At 71.0% G+C, this 24,814-nt stretch carries 18 protein-coding genes and 2 pseudogenes; 6 read left to right on the forward strand and 14 right to left on the reverse strand.

Going from position 1 to position 24,814, the window contains the following annotated elements:
• Positions 1 to 76: 76 nt before the first annotated feature.
• Positions 77 to 2,374, forward strand: a pseudogene (locus HHX31_RS23040) (glycoside hydrolase family 9 protein); the annotation flags it as partial.
• Here the strand turns inward: HHX31_RS23040 and HHX31_RS36005 are convergent.
• Positions 2,326 to 2,589, reverse strand: a complete 264-nt coding sequence (locus HHX31_RS36005; RefSeq protein WP_396711507.1) for a hypothetical protein — start codon at positions 2,587 to 2,589, stop codon at positions 2,326 to 2,328. The pseudogene HHX31_RS23040 and the gene HHX31_RS36005 overlap by 49 nt on opposite strands.
• Here HHX31_RS36005 and HHX31_RS36010 point away from each other — a divergent pair.
• The 4 genes and pseudogenes from HHX31_RS36010 to HHX31_RS23055 all read left to right on the forward strand — a co-directional run.
• Positions 2,549 to 2,845: pseudogene (locus tag HHX31_RS36010) on the forward strand (cellulose binding domain-containing protein); the annotation flags it as partial. The gene HHX31_RS36005 and the pseudogene HHX31_RS36010 sit on opposite strands and share 41 nt — an antisense overlap.
• Before the next feature lie 63 nt (positions 2,846 to 2,908).
• Positions 2,909 to 4,036, forward strand: a complete 1,128-nt coding sequence (locus HHX31_RS23045) for a cellulose binding domain-containing protein (protein WP_169950407.1) — start codon at positions 2,909 to 2,911, stop codon at positions 4,034 to 4,036.
• A gap of 63 nt (positions 4,037 to 4,099) precedes the next feature.
• Positions 4,100 to 5,536 (forward strand): cellulose binding domain-containing protein, encoded by a 1,437-nt coding sequence (locus HHX31_RS34580; RefSeq protein WP_169950408.1) that lies wholly within the window; start codon positions 4,100 to 4,102, stop codon positions 5,534 to 5,536.
• A gap of 45 nt (positions 5,537 to 5,581) precedes the next feature.
• Positions 5,582 to 6,343, forward strand: coding sequence for a ribonuclease HII (locus HHX31_RS23055; protein WP_169950409.1), 762 nt, complete (start codon positions 5,582 to 5,584; stop codon positions 6,341 to 6,343).
• Positions 6,344 to 6,478: 135 nt separating this feature from the next.
• Here the strand turns inward: HHX31_RS23055 and HHX31_RS23060 are convergent, their stop codons facing one another.
• The 8 genes from HHX31_RS23060 to HHX31_RS23095 form a co-directional block, all read right to left on the reverse strand.
• Entirely contained in the window at positions 6,479 to 6,763 is a 285-nt protein-coding gene (locus HHX31_RS23060) for a hypothetical protein (RefSeq protein ID WP_169950410.1), read from the reverse strand.
• A gap of 115 nt (positions 6,764 to 6,878) precedes the next feature.
• Positions 6,879 to 7,304, reverse strand: coding sequence for an aspartate 1-decarboxylase (gene panD / locus HHX31_RS23065; RefSeq protein WP_169950411.1), 426 nt, complete (start codon positions 7,302 to 7,304; stop codon positions 6,879 to 6,881).
• A gap of 86 nt (positions 7,305 to 7,390) precedes the next feature.
• The gene (locus HHX31_RS23070; protein ID WP_169950412.1) at positions 7,391 to 8,002 is read right to left on the reverse strand and encodes a sarcosine oxidase subunit gamma; all 612 of its coding nucleotides are present in this window, start codon (positions 8,000 to 8,002) and stop codon (positions 7,391 to 7,393) included.
• Entirely contained in the window at positions 7,995 to 10,874 is a 2,880-nt protein-coding gene (locus HHX31_RS23075) for a 2Fe-2S iron-sulfur cluster-binding protein (protein WP_169950413.1), read from the reverse strand. The genes HHX31_RS23070 and HHX31_RS23075 overlap by 8 nt, the downstream gene beginning before the upstream one ends.
• The gene (locus HHX31_RS23080) at positions 10,871 to 11,149 is read right to left on the reverse strand and encodes a sarcosine oxidase subunit delta (protein WP_169950414.1); all 279 of its coding nucleotides are present in this window, start codon (positions 11,147 to 11,149) and stop codon (positions 10,871 to 10,873) included. Before HHX31_RS23080 ends, HHX31_RS23075 begins: the two co-directional genes overlap by 4 nt.
• A 13-nt stretch (positions 11,150 to 11,162) precedes the next feature.
• On the reverse strand, positions 11,163 to 12,410 hold the full coding sequence (locus HHX31_RS23085) for a sarcosine oxidase subunit beta family protein (RefSeq protein WP_169950415.1): 1,248 nt from the start codon (positions 12,408 to 12,410) through the stop codon (positions 11,163 to 11,165).
• Positions 12,407 to 13,672, reverse strand: coding sequence for a serine hydroxymethyltransferase (gene glyA, locus HHX31_RS23090; protein ID WP_169950443.1), 1,266 nt, complete (start codon positions 13,670 to 13,672; stop codon positions 12,407 to 12,409). Before glyA ends, HHX31_RS23085 begins: the two co-directional genes overlap by 4 nt.
• Before the next feature lie 26 nt (positions 13,673 to 13,698).
• Positions 13,699 to 16,137 carry an FAD-dependent oxidoreductase gene (locus HHX31_RS23095; protein ID WP_169950416.1) on the reverse strand — a complete coding sequence of 813 codons (2,439 nt, stop codon included), beginning with the start codon at positions 16,135 to 16,137 and terminating at the stop codon, positions 13,699 to 13,701.
• Positions 16,138 to 16,336: 199 nt separating this feature from the next.
• Between HHX31_RS23095 and HHX31_RS23100 the strand changes: the two genes are divergently transcribed.
• Positions 16,337 to 17,122: an IclR family transcriptional regulator gene (locus HHX31_RS23100; RefSeq protein WP_211590181.1), complete on the forward strand. Its 786-nt coding sequence runs from the start codon at positions 16,337 to 16,339 to the stop codon at positions 17,120 to 17,122.
• Here the strand turns inward: HHX31_RS23100 and HHX31_RS23105 are convergent.
• The 5 genes from HHX31_RS23105 to HHX31_RS23125 form a co-directional block, all read right to left on the reverse strand.
• Positions 17,119 to 19,446 carry an FdhF/YdeP family oxidoreductase gene (locus tag HHX31_RS23105; protein WP_169950417.1) on the reverse strand — a complete coding sequence of 776 codons (2,328 nt, stop codon included), beginning with the start codon at positions 19,444 to 19,446 and terminating at the stop codon, positions 17,119 to 17,121. The genes HHX31_RS23100 and HHX31_RS23105 overlap by 4 nt on opposite strands.
• A gap of 40 nt (positions 19,447 to 19,486) precedes the next feature.
• Positions 19,487 to 20,578: an aromatic ring-hydroxylating dioxygenase subunit alpha gene (locus HHX31_RS23110; RefSeq protein ID WP_211590220.1), complete on the reverse strand. Its 1,092-nt coding sequence runs from the start codon at positions 20,576 to 20,578 to the stop codon at positions 19,487 to 19,489.
• 91 nt (positions 20,579 to 20,669) lie between these two features.
• Positions 20,670 to 21,755 carry an S-(hydroxymethyl)mycothiol dehydrogenase gene (locus HHX31_RS23115; RefSeq protein WP_169950419.1) on the reverse strand — a complete coding sequence of 362 codons (1,086 nt, stop codon included), beginning with the start codon at positions 21,753 to 21,755 and terminating at the stop codon, positions 20,670 to 20,672.
• A gap of 360 nt (positions 21,756 to 22,115) precedes the next feature.
• Positions 22,116 to 22,700 (reverse strand): hypothetical protein, encoded by a 585-nt coding sequence (locus HHX31_RS23120; protein WP_169950420.1) that lies wholly within the window; start codon positions 22,698 to 22,700, stop codon positions 22,116 to 22,118.
• Positions 22,701 to 22,709: 9 nt separating this feature from the next.
• On the reverse strand, positions 22,710 to 24,814 hold a 2,105-nt coding region (locus HHX31_RS23125), incomplete at its 5' end, for an ATP-dependent Clp protease ATP-binding subunit (protein ID WP_169950421.1).

Raw genomic sequence — 24,814 nt, forward strand, 5'->3', positions numbered from 1 at the left:
CCCGAGATCGTCCCGCCCGCTTCCGGGGCGGCCCCGCACGGCGGGGCCGGCCCGTCGTCCTTTCGAGGGGCACGTGATGCGACTACCGCGACGGCTGCTGAGCGCGAGCACGGCGACCGCACTGGCCGGCGCCCTGCTGGCCGTCACCTCGACTTCCACCCCCGTTGCGGCCGCCACCTTCAACTACGGCGAGGCGCTGCAGAAGTCGTTCCTGTTCTACGAGGCGCAGGAGTCGGGGCGCCTCCCGTCCACCAACCGGGTGACCTGGCGCGCGGACTCGACCGTCAACGACGGCAAGTCCGCGGGGGTCGACCTGTCGGGCGGCTTCTACGACGCCGGCGACCATGTGAAGTTCGGCTTCCCGATGGCGTCGATGACCACCACCCTGGCCTGGGGCGGCGCGGACTACCGGGCGGCGTACGAGCGCTCGGGCCAGTTGCCGTACCTGCTGAACACGCTCCGGCAGTCGAACGACTACTTCATCAACGCCCACCCCGAGCCGAACGTCCTTTACGTCCAGGTCGGCGACGGCGGTGAGGACCACTCCTACTGGGGCGCGCCGGAGACCGTGGAGGCCAAGGGCCACAAGCGGCCGGTCTACAAGATCACCGCGTCGTGCCCGGGGACCGACGTCGCCGCCGAGACCGCCGCCGCGATGGCCGCGTCGTCGGTCGTCTTCCGGCCCACCGACCCCGCCTACGCCGACACGCTGCTCACCCACGCCAAGCAGCTGTTCACGTTCGCCGACACGACCAAGGGCACGAACGGCCGGGACACGGCGTACGTGAACTGCGTCAGCGCCGCGCAGGGCTTCTACAACTCCACCGGCGAGGGCGGCCAGGTCGAGGGCGCGACCAAGATGTACTGGGACGAGCTGGCCTGGGCCTCCGTCTGGCTCTACCGGGCCACCGGAACCGCGAGCTACCTCGACCGGGCGCGCGAGTTCTACCCCAAGATGGGCACGCAGGAGGACCCGGGAAGCAACGGCGTCCAGGTGCCGGTGTTCAACTTCGGCTTCGGCTGGAACGACAAGCAGTACGCCGTCTACGAGCAGATGGCCGAGCTCACCGGCGAGCAGAAGTACAAGGACGACGTCCAGCGCTACCTCGACTACTGGACGGTCGGCTACAAGGGCAAGAAGGGCACGATCACCCCGGGCGGCCTCGCCTACATCTTCTACTGGGCCTCGCTGCGCATGGCCGCCAACACGGCCTTCGTCGCGATGAGGTACGCCGACTTCCTCGGCTCCGGCGACCCGCTCTACTCCCGCTATCACGACTTCGGCAAGCGGCAGGTCGACTACGCGCTCGGCGACAACCCGCGCCGCTCCAGCTACATGATCGGTTTTGGCACCAATCCGCCGCGCAACCCGCACCACCGCGGCGCGCACGGCGCCTGGACGAACGCCGGCCCGGACAGCGAGCCCGCCGTCAGCAGGCACATCCTGTACGGCGCACTCGTGGGCGGCCCCGACGGCACCGACGCCTACACCGACAGCCGCGGCGACTACGTGAAGAACGAGGTCGCGCTCGACTTCAACTCCGGCATCACCAGCTCGCTCGCCGTCCTCTACGGCAAGTACGGCGGCACGCCCCTGGCCACGCTCCCGCGCGAGACGCCCGACGGCCCCGAGTTCTACCTGGAGCCGACGATCACCCACACATCCCGGGAGACCGCGGCCAAGACGTTCGTCATCAACAAGTCGGCCTGGCCGGCGACCGTGCTCGACAAGGCGAAGTTCCGCTACTACTTCACGCTCGACGGCTCGACCATGGCGAGCCAGGTCACGGTGAGCTCGTCGTACACGCAGTGCAAGCAGCCCACCGGGCCGCACCTGCTCGAGGGCCGCACCTACTACGCCGAGGTCGACTGCACCGGGACGCTCATCTTCCCCGGCGGCCAGTCGGAGTTCCGCCGCGAGGTGCAACTCCGCATCGGCGTCGCCGACGGCGCGTCCTGGGACCCGTCCAACGACTGGTCGGCCAAGGGCGCGGACCACATGACCCTCTACGGCAACGACGGCCGCCTCATCTGGGGCACGCCGCCCGGCGGCACCGCCTCGCCCAGCCCCTCGCCGTCGGCGTCGCCGTCCGCCTCGCCTTCTCCGGTGGACACCACGCCGCCGACCCAGCCTACGAATCTGCACGTGTGCGATTACCACTTCCAGGGCGCGGTGCCCATGTGCTGGAGCGCCTCGACCGACGACTCCGGATACGTCGCATACGACGTCTACATCCAACAGGGCACCGAATTCGTCAAGTTCGGGTCGACCACGCAAAGGATCTACTACGCGGGCGGCCTGACGCCCGGGAACTCGTACACGTTCTACGTGGTGGCCAGGGACGCCGCCGGCAACACCAGCGAGCCCTCGGCCACGCTGACCGCGACCGCCCAGAGCAGCATGCCTTCACCCAGCCCCTCACCGAGCCTGTCTCCTTCTCCCAGCCCGTCCCCCTCTCCCAGCCCGTCTCCCTCTCCCAGCCCGTCCCCCTCTCCCAGCCCGTCGCCGTCGCCGTCCGCGTCGGCTGGCGCGGGTTGCAAGGTGACGTACACACCCAACGACTGGGGCGGCGGGTTCACCACGACCATCACGATCGCCAACACCGGCACCACCGCGATCAACGGCTGGACGCTGAAGTTCACCTTCTCCGGTAATCAGAAGATCAGCCCGCCCGGCTGGTCCGCCACCTGGACCCAGAGCGGCACCAGCGTCACCGCCGTCAACCTCGACTGGAACCGGACCATCAACCCCGGCCAGTCCACCCAGATCGGCTTCCAGGGCACCTACACCGGCGCCAACCCCAGCCCGTCCGCATTCACCCTCAACGGCACCACCTGCTCCTGAACCCCCCGCGGCCCGGTGCGTCCTGCGACGCGCCGGGCCGCCCCCGTCAGAAAGGTGAACCACATGCCCATGAAGGGCCTTCGTTCGGTCGCAGCGGTCCTGGGCGCCGGGCTCTCGCTCGCCGCGTCCGCCGCACCCGCCGCCGGCAGCGCGGACACCACCCCGCCCAGCGCTCCGGGGACGCTCTTCAACTGCCCGCTGCCCGGCGCGCCCGGATCGAACCTCGGCGTCGGCGTGTCGCTGTGCTGGGGCGCCGCCACCGACGACGTCGGCGTGACCGGCTACGACGTCCAGATCAAGCAGAACGGCGTCTTCACGGCCATCCGCACGACGACCAGCACGGGTTCCATCGTCAGCGGCCTCACCCTCGGGCAGTTGTACACCTTCCGGATCATCGCCAAGGACGCGGCCGGGAACGCCGGCCCGCCGTCCAACGAGGTGACGCACGCCGCGAACTATCTCAGCGGCATGTCGCCGTCCGCACCCCCGCCCAGCCCGTCGCCGTCCGCTCCGGTGGACACGACGCCGCCGAGCGCGCCGACCGGGCTGTGGGTCTGCGGGGCGGACTTCACCAACGCGGTGCCGATGTGCTGGAACGCCTCGACCGACGACACCGGCGTCACGGGCTACGACGTGTACATGCGGCAGGGCACCGGCTTCACCAAGATCGGCTCGACCACCATGACCCTCCACGTCGCGGACGGACTGGTCGCCGGCACGAGCTACACCTTCTACGTGGTGGCCAGGGACGCGGCCGGAAACACCAGCCAGCCCTCGGCCACGCTCACCGCGACCGCCCAGAGCGGCTGGCCTTCCCCCAGCCCGTCCCCGACCCGGTCTCCGTCCCCCAGTCCGTCGCCTTCTCCCTCTGCTGGGGCCGGCTGCAAGGTGACGTACACGCCCAACGACTGGGGCGGCGGGTTCACCACGAACATCACGATCGCCAACACCGGCACCACCGCGATCAACGGCTGGAGCCTGGCGTTCACCTTCCCCGGCACCCAGAAGATCAGCCCGCCCGGCTGGTCGGCCACCTGGACCCAGACCGGCACCAGCGTCACCGCCGTCAACCTCGACTGGAACCGGACCATCAACCCCGGCCAGTCCACCCAGATCGGCTTCCAGGGCACCTACACCGGCGCCAACCCCAGCCCGTCCGCCTTCACCCTCAACGGCACCACCTGCTCCTGATCCAGCCTCGGCCCGGTGCGTCCTGCGACGCGCCGGGCCGTCCCAATCAGAAAGGTGAACCACATGCCCCTGAAGGGCCTTCGTTCGGTCGCAGCGGTTCTGGGCGCCGGGCTCTCGCTCGCCGCGTCCGCCGCACCCGCCGCCGGCAGCGCGGACACCACCCCGCCCAGCGCTCCGGGGACACTGTTCCACTGCCCGCTGCCCGGCGCGCCCGGGTCGAGCCTCGGCGTCGGCGTGTCGTTGTGCTGGGGCGCCGCCACCGACGACGTCGGGGTGACCGGCTACGACGTCCAGGTCAAGCAGGACGGCGTCTTCACGGCCATCCGTACGACGACCGACCCGGGTTCCATCGTCAGCGGCCTCACCCTTGGGCAGTTGTACACGTTCCGGGTCATCGCCAGGGACGCGGCCGGGAACGCCGGCCCGCCGTCCAACGAGGTGACGCAGGCCGCGAACTATCTCAGCGGCATGTCGCCGTCCGCTCCCCCGCCCAGCCCGTCCCCGTCCGCTCCGGTGGACACGACGCCGCCGACCCGTCCGGAGGGGCTGGGACCGTACAGCGTCTACGTCAACGGAGCGGCGGGCCTGACGTGGACCCGCTCCACCGACAACGTGGCGGTCTCCGGCTACGACGTGTACGCCTGGATCGACGGCGCCTTCAGCAAGGTGCCGGCCCAGGTCTCCAACCAGTCCGACGACAAGGTCCTCGCGATCGTGGGCGACCTCACCCCCGGACGCGACTACCTGTTCTACGTCGTGGCGAAGGACGCCGCGGGCAACCTGAGCGGGCCCTCCGACCTGGTCCGCCAGCGGGCCATGGTGGAGCCCCCGGGCGCCAGCCCGAGCCCGGGGACCGACACCACGCCACCCGGCACGCCGACGGGGCTGACCGCCTCGAGCGGGATGTCCGTGCCCGGCGGGGTCTACCTGACCTGGAACACCGTCAGCGACAACAGCGGCGTGCCACCTCGGTACGACCTGTTCCGGCGGACCGAGCACGGCTACGCCTACGAAGGCGAGAACGCCACTCCCCGCGACATCGTCACCGGCCTCGAAGGCGGCCGGCCGTATACCTTCCAGGTCGTGGCCCGCGACGCCGCCGGCAACCTCAGCCTCCCCTCGGCGCCGTACACCGCCGTCGCGCAGCCCGGCGGGACGTCCTCGCCCAGCCCGACCCCGTCCGATACCGCGTGCAAGGTGACGTACGCGCCCACCACCTGGGGCGGCGGGTTCACCACGTCCCTGACGATCACCAACACCGGCACCACCGCGATCAACGGCTGGACCCTGGCGTTCACCTTCCCCGGCACCCAGAAGGTCACCCCGCCCGGCTGGTCGGCCACCTGGACCCAGACCGGAGCGAACGTCACCGCCGCCAACCTCGACTGGAACAAGACCATCCAGCCCGGCCGGTCGGTCTACATCGGCTTCAACGGCACCTACACCGGTACGAACGCCAGCCCGGCCGCCTTCACCCTCAACGGCACCACCTGCTCCTGAGCGAACCACCGGGATCAGCGCGCGGGCTCCTGGGATGATGGCGGCATGACCGACGCCTTGCCCGGGCTTGAGACCGGTGCCGAATCCGCGCCCGCCGCGCCACCGCGGCGGGCGGCCGGATACGAGATCGAAGACGAGCTGCGCGCGGCGGGGGCGATCCACATCGCGGGCGTGGACGAGGTGGGCCGCGGCGCGTGGGCGGGCCCGGTGGTGGTCTGCGCCGCCGTCACCGCCTTCGGCCCGCCGCCCGAGCTGGCAGGACGCGGGGAGCGCACGGTCCGGCTGACCGACTCCAAGCTGCTCGGCCCGGCCCAGCGTGAGGCGTTCGCCGCGGTCCTGCCGGGCTGGGTCACCTGCCACGCGTACGGCGAGTCGGGTCCGGAGGAGATCGACGAGGTCGGCATGACCGAGGCGCTGCGCCGGGCCGCGTGCCGGGCTCTGGAGGCCCTGCCACTACGGCCCGACGTGGTGCTCCTCGACGGCGCGCACGACTTCCTCGGCCGGCCGTGGCGGGTGCGCTGCGAGGTCAAGGCCGACCAGCGGTCGGTGTCGGTGGCCGCCGCGTCGGTGCTGGCCAAGGTCCACCGCGACCGCATGATGGCGGAGATCGGCGAGGCGCACCCGGCGTACGGCTTCGCCGCCAACGCGGGCTACCCCTCCCCCGTGCACCAGCAGGCGCTGGCGGAGACGGGACCGACACCGCACCACCGGCTGTCGTGGTCGTACCTCGACGACCTCCCCCGGTGGCGGCACCTGCGCAAGCACCGCGACCCCCTGGCCGGCACCGGCCAGATGACCCTCCTCTGACCGGCAGCCCCACCCGCCCGGACCGGCAGCAGCCGACGTCAAGGCCGGTCGTAAATGGAATGATCACCGATGCGGCGCCAGCGAAGGAGGGGTGAACCGTCATCGGCCGTGTCGAACTCGAACGTCGCCCTGCCGTCAGGCGAGGCGAAGTCCGCGGACCGCGTCTATTTCCGCGAAGAGATCATCCATGCTGTCGAAGGATCGGATCCGACCCTCTCGGATATCGGCCTCGGCCTCGGCCTCGGCCTCTTGCCACCCGGGCGTCCAGTACCAGGCTTCGTCCGTCGGCACGATGGCGGCGACTCGGCGACCCTGATCAGTGAGATAGGCGATCGTGTGTCGCTGGGCAGCGGCGGCGATGACGTCGGGCAGGTGGCCATCGGCCTCGTCCAGCGGCACCTCGAACGCGTTCTCACTCATGTCGCGAGTGTAGGTCGTAGCATGTGCGGGGGTCACACGCCGAAGAGTAACGGACCAACCACGTTACGTTTCGCCATTTGCCATCGCTGGCCGCGCCTGGGGTGGGCAAGTCGGGTCAGGGAAGGGCGGGCGGGGCGAGGTCGCCGGGGGTCAGGCCCATGCCGTCGGGCACGGCGGCGGGGTCGGAGCCCACGTGCAGCGGCCTGTTGTCCTTGTCCACGAAGACGACGCGGGGCTTGAGCGCCTTGACCTCGTCCTCGGCGACCAGCGCGTACGCGATGATGATCACGAGGTCGCCGACCGAGATGAGGCGGGCGGCCGCGCCGTTGATGCCGATGACGCCGGAGCCCGCCGGGCCCTCGATCACGTAGGTGGACAGGCGGTTGCCGTTGTCGATGTCCACGATGTCGACCTTCTCGCCCTCGACGAGATCGGCCTCGGCCATCAGGTCCGCGTCGATCGTCACCGAGCCGACGTAGTGCAGATCGGCCTGCGTGACGGTGGCGCGGTGGATCTTCGACTTCATCAGCGTGCGGAACATGATCTCCCACCGGGGTGCGGACTGCCCTCCTTCGAGCGCCCTCGATGGTATGTCACGTGCCTCACCGGCAGGACCACCGCCCGTCGTCAGGCCGGTCCGGCCTCCCTGGCCGGGGGCTTGACGTACTCCACGGACGCGTCCAGCAGCCACTCCGCGGCGTACGCGGCGAAGGACGAGCGGACCAGCAGCCGGAAGCCGTCCTCGTCCGCGACCAGGACGACTCCGGTCCTCGCCAGCGTGGTCTGGGCGCACCGGCCCGGGCCGAACGCCCGGGGATGCAGGTCCAGGGCGCAGCCGTGGGCCAGCACGTCCCGCGCCCGCTCCCCCGCGACCACCAGGGTGGTGCGCTGGGCCGACACGTCGACCACCGACACGTGCTCGCCGGCCGCCGCCTCGGTGAGCCGCTCCACCAGGCCGGGGGCGGCGCCGTCAGGGCCCAGCACCAGCCACTCGTCCGGCCCGAGCCACAGGACCTCCAGGTCGCCGCCGCCCGCCGCGGTGCCGGGCTCCATCGGCAGCGGCACCCCGATCGCCGTCCCGATGCGCTCCGCCGCCGGGCTCTTGGGGTCCACCCGGAGGTTGATCTGGGACAGGAAGGGGATCTCGGCCAGGCGCAGGCCGCCGCCCGCGCTCGCCGCCTCGAACCTCGCCGCGAACGCCGCGGCCGGACTCCTGCGCACAACCGTCGGCTCAGCCATCGCGGCGCGCTCCTTCCGGGTCGTACAGCACGTGGGACGTCACGGTGACGGGCACCAGGTCCGCCCCGACCGGCGCGTACAGCCGTTCACCGGCCCGCTCGCGCCCGCCGCTCACCAGCGCGAGCGCGAACGTACGGCCCAGCGCGGCGCTGCGGTAGCTGGAGGTGACGAAGCCGAGCGTCGGCACCGGCGGCTCGGGCAGCGCCGAGGTCTCCACGAGGTGAGCGCCCTCGGGCAGCAGCACGCCGGGGTCCTCCGGCAGCAGGCCGACCAGGTGCTTGCGGTCTGGCCTGGAGGTGTCCGCCCGGGCGAAGGACCGCTTGCCGACGAAGTCGGCCTTCTTCTTCGACACGATCCACTCCATGCCGAGGTCCTGCGGCGTGACCGTGCCGTCGGTGTCCTGGCCGACGATGGGGAACCCCTTCTCCGCGCGCAGGACGTGCATGGTCTCGGTCCCGTACGGCGTGACCTCGCCGGACGCCATGATCGACTCCCACAGGGCGAGCCCGGCCCAGGAGGACACGTTGATCTCGTAGGCCAGTTCGCCGGAGAAGCTGATCCGGCAGACCCGCGCCCCGATCCCGGCGACCTCGGCGTCCCGCCACGTCATGAACGGGAAGCTCGGGTTGTCCACCGCGAGGCCGGGGGCGAGCCGCGCCAGCACCTCGCGGGAGCGCGGCCCGACGAGCGCGACGGTGGCCCACTGCTCGGTGACCGAGGTGCAGTGCGCCCGCAGGCCGGGCCACTCGGTCTGCAGCCACTCCTCCATCCAGTCGAGCACCGCCGCCGCGTTGCCCGTGGTCGTGGTGACGAGGAAGCGGTCGTCCGCCAGGCGGATGACGGTGCCGTCGTCGAAGACCATGCCGTCGGGGCGGCACATCACGCCGTAGCGGATAGAGCCGACCTTGAGCGTGCTCATCATGTTCGTGTAGAGCCGGTCGAGCAGCACGGCCGCGTCCGGGCCGACCACCTCGATCTTGCCGAGCGTGGATGCGTCCATCGCCGCGACGTCCTCGCGCGCCGCCCGGCACTCGCGCAGCACGGCGGCCTCCATGTCCTCACCCGGGTCCTCACCATGCTGCGGGTAGTACCAGGGCCGCTTCCACTGCCCGACGTTCTCGAACAGCGCCCCGCGCGCGACGTGCCACTCGTGCATCGCGGTGACGCGGACCGGGTCGTGCAGCGGCCCCCGGTCCCGGCCCGCGAGCGCGGCGAACGAGACCGGCGTGTACGGCGCGCGGAACGTCGTGGTCCCGAGTTCCGCGACGTCGACGCCGAGCGCGTGCGCCACGACGCCGCTGGTCAGCAGGCCGGACGTCTTGCCCTGGTCGTGCGCGGTGCCCGCCGTGGTGTAGCGCTTGACGTGCTCGACCGAGCTGAGGCCCGCGCCGACCGCGCGCAGCACCTCTCCCACCGTGACGTCCCGCTGCAGGTCCACGAAGTGCGTGCCGTAGTCGCCGCTCTCCACGAGCCACACATGCTCGGCGGGCGCGGCGGCGGGCTCCTCCTCTGCGGCGGGGACGTCGATCTCGGGCGGCGCGGTGAGACCGGCTCCGGCGAGCGCGCGGCGGCCCGCCTCCGCGCCGTCCTCCAGGCAGCCGCGCAGCGTCGCCACGCCCCGGGCGAAGCCGGCGGCCTCCACCGCCTGGCGGGTCTCGCCGGGGGTGAACGCGCCCAGCGCCTCGTCGTACCGCAGCGTGCCCCCGGCCTGGCTGAACAGGTGCGCCACCGGTGTCCAGCCGCCGGACACGAGCAGCAGGTCGGCGGGGATCTCCCGGGCCTCGCCGCCCGAGCCCTGTGCTTCCGGGCGCGGAGCGACGTCGACCGAGGAGACCTCGCCCTCGCCCCTGGCGGCGGTGACCACGTGCCCGGTCAGGACCTCGATGCCGCGCTCGGCGCAGCGCGCGGCCCACGTCTCGCCGGGGGCCTGCCGTACGTCGGCGATCGCGGCGATCTCCACCCCGGCGCCGGCGAGGTCGAGCGCCGCGGCGTACGCGCTGTCGTTGGTGGTGAACACGACCGCCCGGCGTCCGGGCAGGACGCGGTGGTGGTTCGCGTACGCGCGTGCCGCGCCGGCCAGCATCACCCCGGGCAGGTCGTTGCCCGCGAAGGCGACGAACCGCTCGTGGCCGCCGGTCGCCAGCACCACGCGCTTGGCGCGGATCCGCCACACGCGCTCGCGCGCCACGCCGGCGGGGGCGGCGGCGCCCAGGTGGTTCGTCCGGCGCTCGACCGCGACCACGTAGTTGTCGTCGTAGTGGCCGAGCACGGTGGTGCGGCGCAGCACGCGCACCTCCGGCAGTGCGGCCAGCGCGGCGACCTCCCGGGCCGCCCACTCACGGCCGGGCCTGCCGTCCAGTGTCTCGGCGGTGCCGAGCAGGCTGCCGCCCGGCTCGGGCCGCTCGTCGGCCAGGATCACCCGGGCGCCGGCCCGCGCGGCCACGCCGGCCGCGGCGATGCCGGCCGGTCCCGCCCCCACGACGAGCACGTCGCAATGGGCGTGCACGGCGTCGTAGCGGGCGGGGTCGGGGCGGTCGGCCAGCCTGCCCTGCCCCGGCAGGCCCGTGGCGACCAGTCCGTCGTACAGTTCGACGGTCGTCGCCTGGAGCATGGGCTCGGGGAAGGGCTCCTCGATCTGCACGAGCGCGTTCGGCTCCTCGCTGCCCGCGGCGTACACGCCGCGCGGACGGCCGAACCTGATGCTGCTCGCCACCGCGCGCACGCCGTTGGCCAGCAGCGCCGAGGCCAGCGTGTCGCCCTCCAGGCCCTCGTAGTCCCGGCCGTCGAACCGGAAGCGCAGCGTCTTGCCCGTCGCGCCCTCGCGACGGTAGGGCTGCCCGGCCCTGCTGGTTTGCTCGCTTCGCTCGCTCATGCGATCACCGGCCGCGGCTCGCCCACCCGGTAGACGGCGTGGACCTCGTTGGTGGCGGTGTCGCGTACGGCGTTGAACCAGCGGCGGCACCCGGCGGCGTGGCTCCACCGCTCCGCGAACAGGCCCTTGGGGTTGTCACGGAAGAACAGGTAGCGGGCCCACTCCTCGTCGGAGAGGGCGGCGGGCTCCTCCGGGTAGGCGACGTGGGCCTGCCCCCCGTAGTGGAACTCGGCCTCGTCCCTGGGCCCGCACCACGGGCAGGGGATCAGCAGCATGTACCTCTCCGTATCAGTGCGCGACGGCGGCTGCGCCGTGCTCGTCGACGAGCTTCCCCGTGGTGAACCGCTCAAGGGAGAAGGGGGCGTTGAGCGGGTGTGGCTCGCCCGTGGCGACGGTGTGGGCGAAGCACCAGCCGACGCCCGGCGTGGCCTTGAAGCCGCCGGTGCCCCACCCGCAGTTGACGTACAGGTCCTCGACGGGGGTGAGCCCGACGATCGGCGAGGCGTCGGGGGTCACGTCCACCACGCCGCCCCAGGTCCGCAGCACGTGCGCCCGGGCGAAGACCGGGAAAAGCTCCAGCGCGGCCGACATCTGCCGCTCGATGATGTGGAACGCGCCGCGCTGCCGGTAGGAGTTGGCCGCGTCGATGCCCGCGCCCATGACCAGTTCGCCCTTGTGCGCCTGGCTCACGTACACGTGGACCGCGTTCGACATGACGACGGTGGGGTGCACCGGCTCCAGCAGTTCCGACACCAGCGCCTGCAGCGGGTGGCTCTGCAGCGGCAGCGACACCCCGGCGTGCCCGGCGACGACCGACGAGTGCCCGGCGGCGGCGAGCGCGACCCTCTTGGCGGCGATGGGGCCGCGGGTGGTCTGGACGCCGGTCACCCGGCCGTCGCGCACGTCGAGTCCGGTCACCTCGCAGTGCTCGATCATGTCGACCCCGAGGTCGGCCGCCGCCTTGGCGAAGCCCCACGCGACGTAGTCGTGCTTGGCAATGCCCGCCCTGGGCTGGTAGGTGCCGCCGAGCACCGGGTAGCGCACATCGGGCGAGACGTCGACGATCGGGCAGACCTCCTTGACCTGCTCCGGCGTCAGCCACTCGGCGTCCACGCCGTTGAGCCGGTTGGCGTTGACCCGGCGCACGCTGTCGCGCACGTCCTGCAGGCTGTGCGCGAGGTTGAGCACGCCGCGCTGGCTGAACAGCAGGGGGTAGCCGAGGTCCTCCTCCAGGCCCTCCCACAGCTTCAGCGCGTGCTCGTAGATGCCCGCGCTCTCGTCCCACAGGTAGTTGGACCGGATGATCGTGGTGTTGCGGGCCATGTTGCCGCCCGCGAGCCATCCGCGCTCCAGCACCGCGACGTCGGTGATCCCGTGGTTCTTGGCCAGGTAGTAGGCCGTGGCCAGGCCGTGGCCGCCGCCGCCGACGATCACCACGTCGTACGCGCGCCTGGGCTCGGCCGAGCGCCACAGCCGGTCGGGGTGATCGGGGAGGTCGGCTCCCGGCGTCCTGCGCCCTTGAGTTCCGGGACTCACCGAGTCTCTCCGTTCATGCCGGGGTAGAGCGGGTGCTTGGCCGCGAGCGCCTCGACCCGGGCGCGCAGGGCCGTCAGGTCGGCGCCGGGACGCAGCGCCTGGGCGATGACGTCCGACACCTCCGCGAACTCGGGGCGGGCGAAGCCCCGGGTGGCCAGGGCAGGGGTGCCGATCCGCAGCCCCGAGGTGACCATCGGGGGCCGGGGGTCGAACGGCACCGCGTTGCGGTTGACCGTGATCCCGGCCTCGTGGAGCAGGTCCTCGGCCTGGCGGCCGTCCAGCTCCGACGCGCGCAGGTCGACCAGCACCAGGTGGACGTCCGTCCCGCCGGACAGCACGCGTACGCCCGCCTCGGCGGCGTCGGGGGCGAGCAGCCGGTCGGCGAGGATCCGCGCGCCCTCCAGCGTGCGGCGTTGCCGGTCGCGGAACCACTCCCCCGCCGCGATCCTGAACGCGACGGCCTTGGCCGCGACGACGTGCTCGAGCGGGCCGCCCTGCTGGCCCGGGAACACCGACGAGTTGATCTTCTTCGCCAGGTCCTCGGTGGACAGGATCACCCCGCCCCTGGGCCCGCCGAGCGTCTTGTGCGTGGTCGTGGTGACGACGTGCGCGTGCGGGACGGGCGACGGGTGCAGCCCCGCCGCGACCAGCCCGGCGAAGTGCGCCATGTCCACCATCAGGTACGCCCCGACCTCGTCGGCGATCCGCCGGAACGCCGCGAAGTCGAGGTGGCGGGGATAGGCCGACCAGCCCGCGATGATCAGCTTGGGCCGGTGCTCGCGGGCGAGCCGCTCGACCTCGTCCATGTCCACGAGGCTGTCGCTCTCGCGCACGTGGTAGGCCACGACGTTGTAGAGCCGGCCGGAGAAGTTGATCCGCATGCCGTGGGTGAGGTGACCGCCGTGCGCGAGGTCGAGACCGAGGATGGTGTCACCCGGTTCGAGCAGCGCGGACATGGCCGCCGCGTTGGCCTGCGCCCCCGAGTGGGGCTGCACGTTCGCGGCCTCGGCGCCGAACAGCGCCTTCACCCGGTCGATCGCCAGCCGCTCGATCACGTCGACGTGCTCACAGCCGCCGTAGTAGCGCCTGCCCGGGTAGCCCTCCGCGTACTTGTTGGTGAGCACCGAGCCCTGCGCCTGCATGACAGAGACGGGCGCGAAGTTCTCCGAGGCGATCATCTCCAGGGTGGACCGCTGGCGGCGCGTCTCCGCGCCGATCGCCGCCGCGACCTCCGGGTCGGCCTCGGCGAGCGGCACGTCCATCACCGAATCGTTCACTTCAGTCCTCACTAGCTGCGCAGCCGTTCCATGGCGGGGTCGAACAGTGGCTCCTCGGCGACCACGGCGGTCACCCGCCGGTCGAAGTAACCGATCTCCAGCGTGCGTCCCGGCGTGGCGAGCTCGGCGGGCAGCCAGGCGTACGCGATGCCCTTGCCGATCGTGTAGCCGAAGGCCGCGCTGGTGACGTAGCCGACGGCGCTGCCGCCGTCGTACACCGGCTCCTTGCCCATCACCACCTGGGCAGGGTCGTCGACGGTCAGGCAGGCGAGGCGGCGGCGCGTGTTCTCCTTGCGCCGCTCCAGCGCCTCACGGCCGATGAAGTCGCCCTTGTCGAGCTTCACCGCGAACCCGAGCCCGGCCTCGTACGGGTCGTGCTCGAAGGTCATGTCGGTGCCGAAGGACCGGTAGCCCTTCTCCAGCCGCAGGCTCGCGAAGGCGCCGCGCCCACCGGCGATGATCCCGTGCCGCTGCCCGGCCTCCCAGAGCGTGTCCCACAGCTTGGCGCCCAGGTCGGCGGTGGTGTAGAGCTCCCAGCCCAGCTCCCCGACGTACGACAGCCGCAGCGCGGTGACCGGCACCGTGCCGATGTACGCCTTCTTCGCGCGGAAGTAGCGGAAACCCTGGTTGGAGAAGTCGGCGTCGGTCAGCGGCTGGACGAGGTCGCGGGCGCGCGGGCCCCAGACGCCGAGGCAGCAGGTGCCCGCCGTGATGTCGCGGACCATGACCGAGCCGTCCGCGGGCAGGTGGCGGTGGAGCCAGTCGAGGTCGAGGTTGCCGTTGGCGCCGACCTGGAACACGTCGCGGCCAAGCCGGGCGACGGTCACGTCGCTGCGGATGCCGCCGTCGGTGTCGAGCAGCAGGCAGTAGGTCACCGATCCGACCGACTTGTCCATCTGGCCGGTCGTCAGCCGCTGCAGGAAGGCGAGCGCGCCGGGGCCCGCGACCTCCAGCCGCTTCAGCGCGGTCATGTCGTACAGCGCGACGGACTCGCGGGTCGCCTGGGCCTCCGCGCCGACGATCGGGGACCAGTAGCGCGCCGCCCAGTCGCCCGGCGTGGGGATGTCGCGGCCCTCCAGCAGGCGGGCGTTCGCGCCGTACCACTGCGGCCGTTCGTAGCCGACGGCCTCCAGGAAGAAGGCGTCCAGCTCGCGCTGGCGGGTGTGGAAGGGGCTGAGGCGGAGCGGCCGGGGCTCCTCCATCGGCTGGAGCGGGTGGATGATGTCGTAGACCTCGACGAAGTTCCGGCAGTCGCGGGCCAGCACGTAGTCGGGCGCGAGCTGGTGCGGCTCGAACCGGTTGACGTCGCACTCGTGCAGGTCGAACGACGAGCAGTGGCCGTCGACCAGCCACTCGGCCATCGCCCTGCCCACGCCCGCGGAGTGGGTCACCCAGACCGCCTCGGCGACCCAGAAGCCCTTGACCTCCGACGACTCGCCCAGGAGCGGCATGTGATCTTGGGTGAAGGAGAAGACGCCGTTGATGCCCTCGTCGATCTTCGCGGCTCCGGTGCCGGGCAGCAGCCGCCGGGTCTCGGTCCAGGCGTCCTCGAAGTCCTCCGGCGTGAACGTCAGGACCGACGGCATGACCTCGGCCTCGTCCACCGGCAGCAGGTCCTCTGCCCTGACCGGCATCGGGCGGTGGCCGTAGTAGCCGATGCCGACGCCGTCGAACCGCTGGCGGTAGTAGAGGTCGGCGTCCTGGTGCCGCAGGATCGGCAGCGTCGCCTCCTCCTCACGCCCGGCGAGATCGGGCACCTGGCCGGTCCAGGCGAGCTGGTGCGCGAGCGGGGTCAGCGGCAGCGGCATCCCGGCCATGCCGGCGACCTTCGGCCCCCAGATGCCGGCGCAGCAGACCACGACGTCGGCGGCGATCTCACCCTGGTCGGTCACCACCCCGGTCACCCGGCCGTCCTCGGTGCGGACGTCGAGCACCTCGTGCCGCTCCAGCACCCGTACGCCGCGGGACCGCGCCCGCCTGAGCTGCGCTTCGACCGCGCGTACGGCCTTGGCGATGCCGTCGGTGGGAATGTGCAGGCCGCCGAGCACGGCGCCGGGGTCGAGCAGTGGAAAGAGGCCGGCGCATTCCGCGGGGGTGAGCAGGTGCGACTCGACGCCCCAGGAGGTGGCCCAGCCGTGCCTGCGGTGCAGTTCGGCGAGCCGCTCGGGAGTGGTCGCGACCTCCAGGCCGCCGACCTGGAGGAAGCAGGGCTCGCCGTCGAGGTCGAGCGAGCTGAACTTCTCGACGGTGTAGCGCGCCATCTCGGTCATGGTCTTCGAGCCGTTGATCTGGAAGACCAGTCCCGGCGCGTGCGAGGAGGAGCCACCGGTCGCGGGCACCGGGCCCTGGTCGACCACGGTGACGTCCGTCCAGCCTCGGGCCGACAGCTCGTCGGCGAGTGCCGCACCGACGACGCCTGCTCCGATGATGACGACGCGCGGGCCCGTCATACCCACCTCCGTTGCTGCATATTCTGTTGCGCAATTTGCAACATTATGCGTTTAACGCAACAAGCGTGACGTGTCATATCGCGGGTGTCAAGCGTCAAAGACGGCACGAAACCGCACCTTCCCGGGTGTGCGGCGTCCGCGCGGAAGGGCCGCTTCCGTGGGCCGGGCGGCGTGGAGGCTCAAGCGCTACAGTCCGGCTATGAGCAACGACGCTTCCGGCAGAACCGAGGCCAGCGGCGGCGGCGTGCAGTCCGTGGACCGGGCGATCAGCATCATGGAGATCCTGGCCGATCGCGGGCAGGCGGGAGTCACCGAGATCGCGGCCGAGATCGAGGTGCACAAGTCGACCGCGTTCCGGCTGCTGGGCGCCCTGGAGGCGCGCGGCCTCGTCGAGCAGACCGAGGACCGCGGCAAGTATCGCCTCGGCTTCGGGCTCGTCCGGCTCGCCGGCAGCGTCTCCACGCGGATGGACCTCACCCAGCAGAGCAGGCCCGTCTGCCGGCGGCTGGCCGAGGAGATCGGCGAGACCGTGAACATCGCCGTCCTGCGCTCGCACTACGCGGTCAACCTCGACCAGGTGCGCGGCCCCTCCGCCGTCACCGCCCACAACTGGGTGGGCCAGCTCACCCCCCTGCACGCGACGTCGAGCGGCAAGGTCCTGCTCGCGCACGTGGACCGGCAGCGCCGCGACGACCTGCTGCGCGCCGCGGGCCTCCAGCGCTACACCCCCAGCACGGTGACCTCCGTGGAGGACCTCGAACGCGAACTGGCGGAGGTGCGCGAGCACGGCTACGCGCTCACGCTCGAAGAACTGGAGGCGGGCCTGAACGCGCTCGCCGCCCCCGTCCGCTCCTTCAGGGGAGAGGTCGTGGCGGCGGTCAGCGCGTCCGGGCCCGCCTACCGGTTCAGCGAAAGCCGCATGCGCGAACTGGCCCCCGTCCTCGTCAAGGGAGCCGAGGAGATCAGTCACCGCCTCGGCGGCTAGCCTTCCTCTCCCCCGCCGGCTTCCACGGCCGGTGCCGCCGCGCGGCGCAGCCGTACGACGACGCTCTTGGACGTCGGCGTGTTCGACGTCTCCGCCACCGAGTCCAGGGGCACCAGCACGTTCGTCTCGGGGAAGTACGCCGCGCAGCAGCCCCGCGCCGTCGGATAGGCGACCGCGCGGAACCCCTCGGCCACGCGCTCGCCGTCCGCCCACTCGCTGATGATGTCGAGCATGTCGCCGTCCGCCAGCCCGCGCTCGGCCAGGTCGTCGGCGTGGACGAAGATCACCCGCCGCCCGTTCTTGATGCCGCGGTAGCGGTCGTTCAGGCCGTAGATCGTCGTGTTGTACTGGTCGTGGCTGCGGATCGTCTGCAGCACGAGACGGCCCGGCGGCACCCGCAGCACCTCCAGCGGGTTCACCGTGAAGTTCGCCTTCCCCGTGGCCGTGGGGAAACGGCGCTCGTCGCGCGGCGCGTTCGGCAGCGCGAAGCCGCCAGACCCGCGCACCCTCGCGTTGAAGTCGTCGAACCCGGGCACGACCCGCTCGATGCGCTCCCTGATCGCGTCGTAGCCCGCCTCGAACTCCGCCCACGGCACGTGCGGGTCGTCGCCGAACAGCTCGCGGGCCAGCCGGCTCACGATCGCCACCTCCGACAGCAGCGTGTCCGACGCGGGGCTCAGCCGGCCGCGCGAGGCGTGCACCATGCCCATCGAGTCCTCCACCGTGACGAACTGCTCGCCACCGGCCTGGACGTCCCGCTCCGTACGGCCGAGCGTGGGCAGGATCAGCGCCTGCTCGCCGCACACGCCGTGCGACCGGTTCAGCTTGGTCGACACCTGCACCGTGAGCCGGCAGCGGCGCAGGGCCGCCTCGGTCGCCGCCGTGTCCGGCGTCGCCGAGACGAAGTTGCCGCCCATGGCGAAGAACACCCGGGCCTGCCCGTCCCGCATGGCCCGGATGGCCTCCACGGTGTCGTGGCCGTGCTCGCGCGGCGGCGCGAAGCCGAACTCCGCGGCCAGCGCGTCGAGGAACTCCGGCTTGGGCTTCTCGTAGATGCCCATCGTCCGGTCGCCCTGCACGTTGGAGTGCCCGCGTACGGGACACACGCCCGCGCCGGGACGCCCGACGTTGCCCCGCAGCAGCAGGAAGTTGACGATCTCCCTGATCGTCGGCACCGACTTGCGGTGCTGGGTGAGGCCCATCGCCCAGCAGACCACGACCGAGCGGGCGGCCAGCACGTCGCGGGCCGTCTCCTCGATCTCGGCGCGGGTCAGCCCGGTCGCCTCCAGCACCTCGGGCCAGTCGAGCCCGCGTACGTGCTGCTCCCAGGCGTCGAAGCCGTGCGTGTGCGCCTCGACGAACTCGCGGTCCACCACCGTGCCGGGCGCGGCGTCCTCGGCCTCCAGCAGGAGCAGCGACAGCGCCTGGAACAGCGCCAGGTCGCCCCCGAGGCGGATCTGCAGGAACCGGTCGGACAGCGCCGTCCCGGTCCCGGCGAGACCGGAGGCCTTCTGCGGGTTCTTGAACCGCAGCAGCCCGGCCTCCGGCAGCGGGTTGACCGCCACGATCCGCGCGCCGCCCCGCTTGGCGCGTTCCAGCGCGGTGAGCATGCGCGGATGGTTTGTGCCCGGGTTCTGGCCCACCACGAAGACCAGGTCGGCCCGGTGCAGGTCCTCCAGCGACACCGTGCCCTTGCCGATGCCGAGCGTCTCGGTCAGCGCCGAACCACTCGACTCGTGGCACATGTTGGAGCAGTCGGGCAGGTTGTTGGTGCCGAACCTGCGGACGAGGAGCTGGTAGGCGAAGGCGGCCTCGTTGGACGTACGGCCCGAGGTGTAGAAGACGGCCTGGTCGGGGTCGTCGAGCGCGCGCAGCTCACGAGCGACGACGCCGAAGGCGTCCTCCCAAGAGATCGGCTCGTAACGGTCGGAGCCGGCCGGCTTGTACATCGGCTCGGTGAGCCGGCCCTGCTGACCCAGCCAATAGTCGCTGCGCCGGGCCAGCTCGTCCACCGGATACTCGGCGAAGAAGTCGCGGGTGACCCGGCGGACCGTCGCCTCCTCGGCCACCGCCTTCGCGCCGTTCTCGCAGAACTCCGCGGGACTGCGGTGTCCTTCGCCCTCCGGCCAGGCGCACCCTGGGCAGTCGAAGCCGGTCTTCTGGTTGACCCGCAACAGAGTCAGCAGCGTCCGCCCCGCGCCCATCTGGCGGTACGCCGTGCCCAGCGCGTGACCGACCGCCGGGATCCCGCCCGCCCAGCTCTTGGGCGAACCGACCTCCAGCCCCTCGTCTCCGACGTCCTCCCGAGGCGCCCTACGCGTCACCCCGCATCTCCTCCAACCTCACTTCACCAGCCCGGCGACCTCACTCGCCGAGCCTGCCGCGCACCCAATCATGGAACAGGCCGATGTGGTGCTCACTTGGCACCAGCACCCCGCCCTTGGCATACGTACGGGAGCTCATCGAGGGCTGGGTGCGCTCGCAGGCCTCGAAGTCCTGCTCGTTGACCCGGTGGAACAACTCCACGGACCGGCTGATGTCCCTGCCCTCTGCCACCACCTCCGGCAGATACAGCCAGTCGCATTCCACCACCGTCCGGTCCACCGCGAGTGGGAACATCCGATGGATGATCACATGGTCGGGCACCATGTTGACGAACACCTGCGGCTTGATAGTGATGGCATAGTAGCGTCGGTCCTGGTCCGCGCTGATAGTGGGGATACGGTCGAGCCCCTCGGAGCCGTCCACCGTGAACCCCTGGATGTCCTCGCCGAACAGCGCGCCGTGGCCCACGTAGTACTGCGCCGCGTAGCCGTCGGCGAACTCCGGCAGCACCTCGGTCAGCTCGGGGTGGATCGTCGCGCAGTGGTAGCACTCCATGAAGTTCTCGACGATGAGCTTCCAGTTGGCCTTCACGTCGTACACGATCCGGCGGCCGAGCGCCAGGTTGGCGACGTCGTAGTTGTCCAGGGACGCCACGTCGCCCAGGCGCGTACGCACCTCGCCGAGCACGGTGTCCTCGAACGAGGGCGGCTCGTCGGCGAGGCACACCCACACGTAGCCCAGCCACTCGCGCACCGCCACGTTGACCAGGCCGTACTCGACCCGGTCGAGGTCGGGCATCTTGGTGAGGTTGGGGGCCGCGATGAGCTTGCCCTCCAGGTCGTACGTCCAGGCGTGGTAGGGGCACTGGAAGGCCCGCTTGACCTCGCCGCACTCCTCCGTGCTGATCCGGGCGCCGCGGTGGCGGCAGACGTTGTAGAACGCGCGGATCGAGTTGTCCCGCGCCCGCGTGATCAGGATGCTCTCGGTGCCGACCTGGACGGTCCTGAACGACCCCGGCTTGGGCAGGTCGGCGGCCAGGACCGCGCAGAACCACATCGACTCGAAGATGCGCTTCTGCTCCGACGCGAAGACCCCGGGGTCGGTGTAGTGCTCGCCCGGCAGCGTGGCCATCAGGCTCGGGGGCAGGCTCGTGGTGCTCACTGGTGGCTCCTGAAGGTCGTACGTCGCACGTCGGGGATCGAGGTGATCAGGGGGAGACCGGTCACAGGACCACGACGGAGCGCAGCACCTCGCCGTGGTGCATCTTCTCGAAGGCCGCCTCGACGTCCTCGAGCGCGATCGTCTCGGTGACGAACGCGTCCAGGTCGAGCCTGCCCTGCTGGTAGAGGGACACGAGCATGGGGAAGTCGCGGCTGGGCAGGCAGTCGCCGTACCAGGAGGACTTCAGCGCGCCGCCACGGCCGAAGACGTCGAGCAGCGGCAGTTCCAGCGTCATCTCCGGGGTCGGCACGCCGACCAGCACGACGGTCCCGGCCAGGTCGCGGGCGTAGAACGCCTGCTTGTACGTCTCGGGGCGGCCCACCGCCTCGATCACGACGTCGGCGCCGAACCCGCCGGTCAGCTCGCGGATGGCCTCAACCGGGTCGGTCTCGCGGGAGTTGACGGTGTGGGTGGCGCCGAAACGGCGGGCCCAGTCGAGCTTGGTGTCGTCCACGTCAACGGCGATGATCCTGGTCGCCCCGGCCAGGTGGGCGCCCGCGATGGCCGCGTCGCCCACGCCGCCGCAGCCGATGACGGCGACCGAGTCGCCGCGGGTCACGCCGCCGGTGTTGATGGCCGCGCCGAGGCCCGCCATGACGCCGCAGCCGAGCAGGCCGACCGCGACCGGCGACGCGCTCGGGTCGACCTTCGTGCACTGACCGGCCGCCACCAGCGTCTTGTCCGCGAACGCGCCGATCCCGAGCGCCGGGGACAGCGGGGTGCCGTCGGCCAGCGTCATCTTCTGGGTGGCGTTGTGGGTGGCGAAGCAGTACTGGGGGCGTCCGCGCAGGCAGGCCCGGCAGGCGCCGCAGACGGCGCGCCAGTTGAGGATGACGAAGTCGCCGGGGGCGACGTCGGTCACCCCCTCGCCGACGGCCTCGACCACGCCGGCCGCCTCGTGCCCGAGGAGGAACGGGAAGTCGTCGTTGATGCCGCCCTCGCGGTAGTGCAGATCGGTGTGGCACACCCCGCAGGCCCGCACGGCGACGAGCGCCTCACCCGGGCCCGGATCGGGGACGACGATCGTCTCCAGACTGACCGGCTGCCCCTTGCCCCTCGCGACGACCCCACGGACTTCGTGCGCCATGGCCTCTTTCCCTCGAATCTGCGCTGGTTGTGCAAGACGAAACACATAGCACTATGCGCAACAGATTGAGGCCGCCCACCCCCCATGTCAAGGCCCCCACCCCAGGCCGTGATCTTGTAGTTAGTCGCAGCCGAGGCCGTGACCTGCGGGGAAACCGTCCGTGATCATGCAAATAATCACCAGCAGCCCTTCCGGCCTGGGCATTCATCGTTCGCGATCATGCAATTGCATGATCACGAACGGCTACGCCCCTGGTCAGCCAGACGGCCGACGAAATCGTGCATGATCACGGAGGATGGATGCCCAGGTGGGAGGCACCCGCTGCGACAAACTACAAGATCACGGCGAGGGGGTGGGGGGTTAGCGGGGGGGTTGTTCGAGGTGGGCGATGACGGGGGCCAGGAGGTCGTTCAACTCGCGTACGAGGACCGTGAGCGCCCGGTGTGCCGTCTCGGCCAGGTCGTGCGCGGGTCCTTCCGGCGCGGCGGGCAGGTCGTCCAGCGGCACCGGGGCGTCCACCATCAGGGTCGGACGCAGGTAGGGGATCTTCGCGAGGTCCTGCTCGGCGGGCTCGACGAACTGGCCGAAGATCTCCGGCCAGCCCCGCCAGCCGCGGTCGCGCCACCAGTCACGCGACACCGTCAGCGCGGCCGGCGGCGGGGAGACGATCGTGACTCGCGCCGTCAGCGACCCGTCCCAGCCGTTGCGCTCACAGGTGGCCGACAGGATCCGCCGATGCCAGCGCACGAACCCCGGCGAGGTCAGGGGCGGGGTGGCGATCCGCCAGGCCGCGCACGCGAACGCGACCGGGGCGATGTCACCCCACACCCCCTCGAACTCGCCGATGCTCTCCCACACCCGCTCCGTGTAGTGGCTGACGCCGCTGTAGCGGGCGCGCTCGCGGTCGGATCGCCCGTCGATCCAGAACGCCTGCTGGCCGGCCATCCGCCGGGATCAGCCGTTCGACGCGGTGGTGGTCGGCGCGGCGACGGCGGCCGGTGCGGCCTCCCCGGCGAAGGTGAACTTCGCGGCGTCGCCCTCACCCTCGATGTCGATCTTGACGACCTGGCCGGGCCGCAGCTCGCCGTAGAGGATCTTCTCCGACAGCGTGTCCTCCAGCTCCCGCTGGATCGTACGGCGCAGCGGTCGGGCGCCCATGACCGGGTCGTACCCGCGGTCGGCCAGCACCTGCTTGGCCGCGGGGGACACCTCCAGGCCCATGTCGCGGTCCTTGAGACGCTCGGCCACCTGGGCGAGCATCAGGTCCACGATCTGGATGATCTCCTTGGGCGTGAGCTGGTGGAAGACCACGATGTCGTCGACGCGGTTGAGGAACTCGGGCCGGAAGTGCTGCTTGAGCTCCTCCTGCACCTTCACCTTCATCCGCTCGTACGTGCTCTCCTCGTCGTTGGACTTCGCGAAGCCGAGGGCGACACCCTTGGAGATGTCGCGGGTGCCGAGGTTGGTCGTCATGATGATGACGGTGTTCTTGAAGTCCACCACCCGGCCCTGCGCGTCGGTCAGCCGGCCGTCCTCCAGAATCTGCAACAACGAGTTGAAGATGTCCGGGTGGGCCTTCTCGATCTCGTCGAACAGCACCACCGAGAACGGCTTGCGCCGCACCTTCTCGGTCAGCTGACCACCCTCCTCATACCCGACATAACCGGGCGGAGAGCCGAACAACCGCGAAACGGTGTGCTTCTCCATGAACTCCGACATGTCCAGCATGATCAGCGCGTCCTCGTCCCCGAACAGGAACTCCGCCAGCGCCTTGGACAACTCGGTCTTCCCCACACCCGACGGGCCCGCGAAGATGAACGACCCACCCGGCCTTCTCGGGTCCTTCAACCCCGCACGAGTACGCCGGATCGACCGCGACAACCCCTTGATCGCATCATCCTGGCCGATGATCCGCTTGTGCAGCTCATCTTCCATCCGCAGCAGCCGCTGCGACTCCTCCTCGGTCAGCTTGAACACCGGGATACCCGTGGCGGTGGCCAGAACCTCAGCGATCAGCTCCTCGGTCACCTCGGCCACGACATCCATGTCGCCGGCCTTCCACTCCTTCTCCCGCCGCTCCCGCTTCAGCTGCAACTGCTTTTCCTGATCACGCAACGCCGCGGCCTTCTCGAAGTCCTGCGCATCGATCGCCGACTCCTTCTCCCGCCGCACATTCGCGATCTTCTCGTCGTACTCCCGCAGATCCGGCGGCGCCGTCATCCGCCGGATCCGCATCCGCGACCCCGCCTCATCGATCAGATCGATCGCCTTGTCCGGCAGGAACCGGTCACTGATATACCGGTCGGCCAAGGTGGCGGCCGCCACCAACGCCCCATCGGTGATCGACACCCGATGATGCGCCTCGTACCGATCCCGCAGCCCCTTCAAAATCTCGATCGTGTGCGACAACGACGGCTCGGCCACCTGAATCGGCTGGAACCGCCGCTCCAACGCCGCGTCCTTCTCCAGATGCTTGCGATACTCATCCAGCGTCGTCGCGCCGATCGTCTGCAGCTCACCACGGGCCAGCATCGGCTTCAAAATGCTCGCCGCGTCGATCGCGCCCTCGGCCGCGCCCGCACCGACCAGCGTGTGCAGCTCGTCGATGAACAAGATGATGTCGCCCCGGGTACGGATCTCCTTGAGCACCTTCTTCAGCCGCTCTTCGAAATCACCCCGATACCGCGACCCCGCGACCAGCGCACCCAGATCCAGGGTGTACAGCTGCTTGTCCTTCAGCGTCTCGGGCACCTCACCCTTGACGATCTTCTGCGACAGCCCCTCCACCACCGCGGTCTTGCCCACACCCGGCTCACCCACCAGCACCGGGTTGTTCTTCGTCCGGCGCGACAACACCTGCATGACCCGCTCGATCTCCTTGTCCCGGCCGATCACCGGGTCGAGCTTGCCCTCACGCGCCGCCTGGGTCAGATTCCGCCCGAACTGGTCCAGCACCAGCGACGTCGACGGCGCCGACTCCTGCGGGCCCCCCGCCGCCGCCGGCTCCTTACCCTGATACCCGTGCAGCAACTGGATCACCTGCTGCCGCACCCGGTTCA

It is taken from the genome of Microbispora sp. H11081 (assembly GCF_012999535.1).
Lineage (GTDB): Bacteria > Actinomycetota > Actinomycetes > Streptosporangiales > Streptosporangiaceae > Microbispora.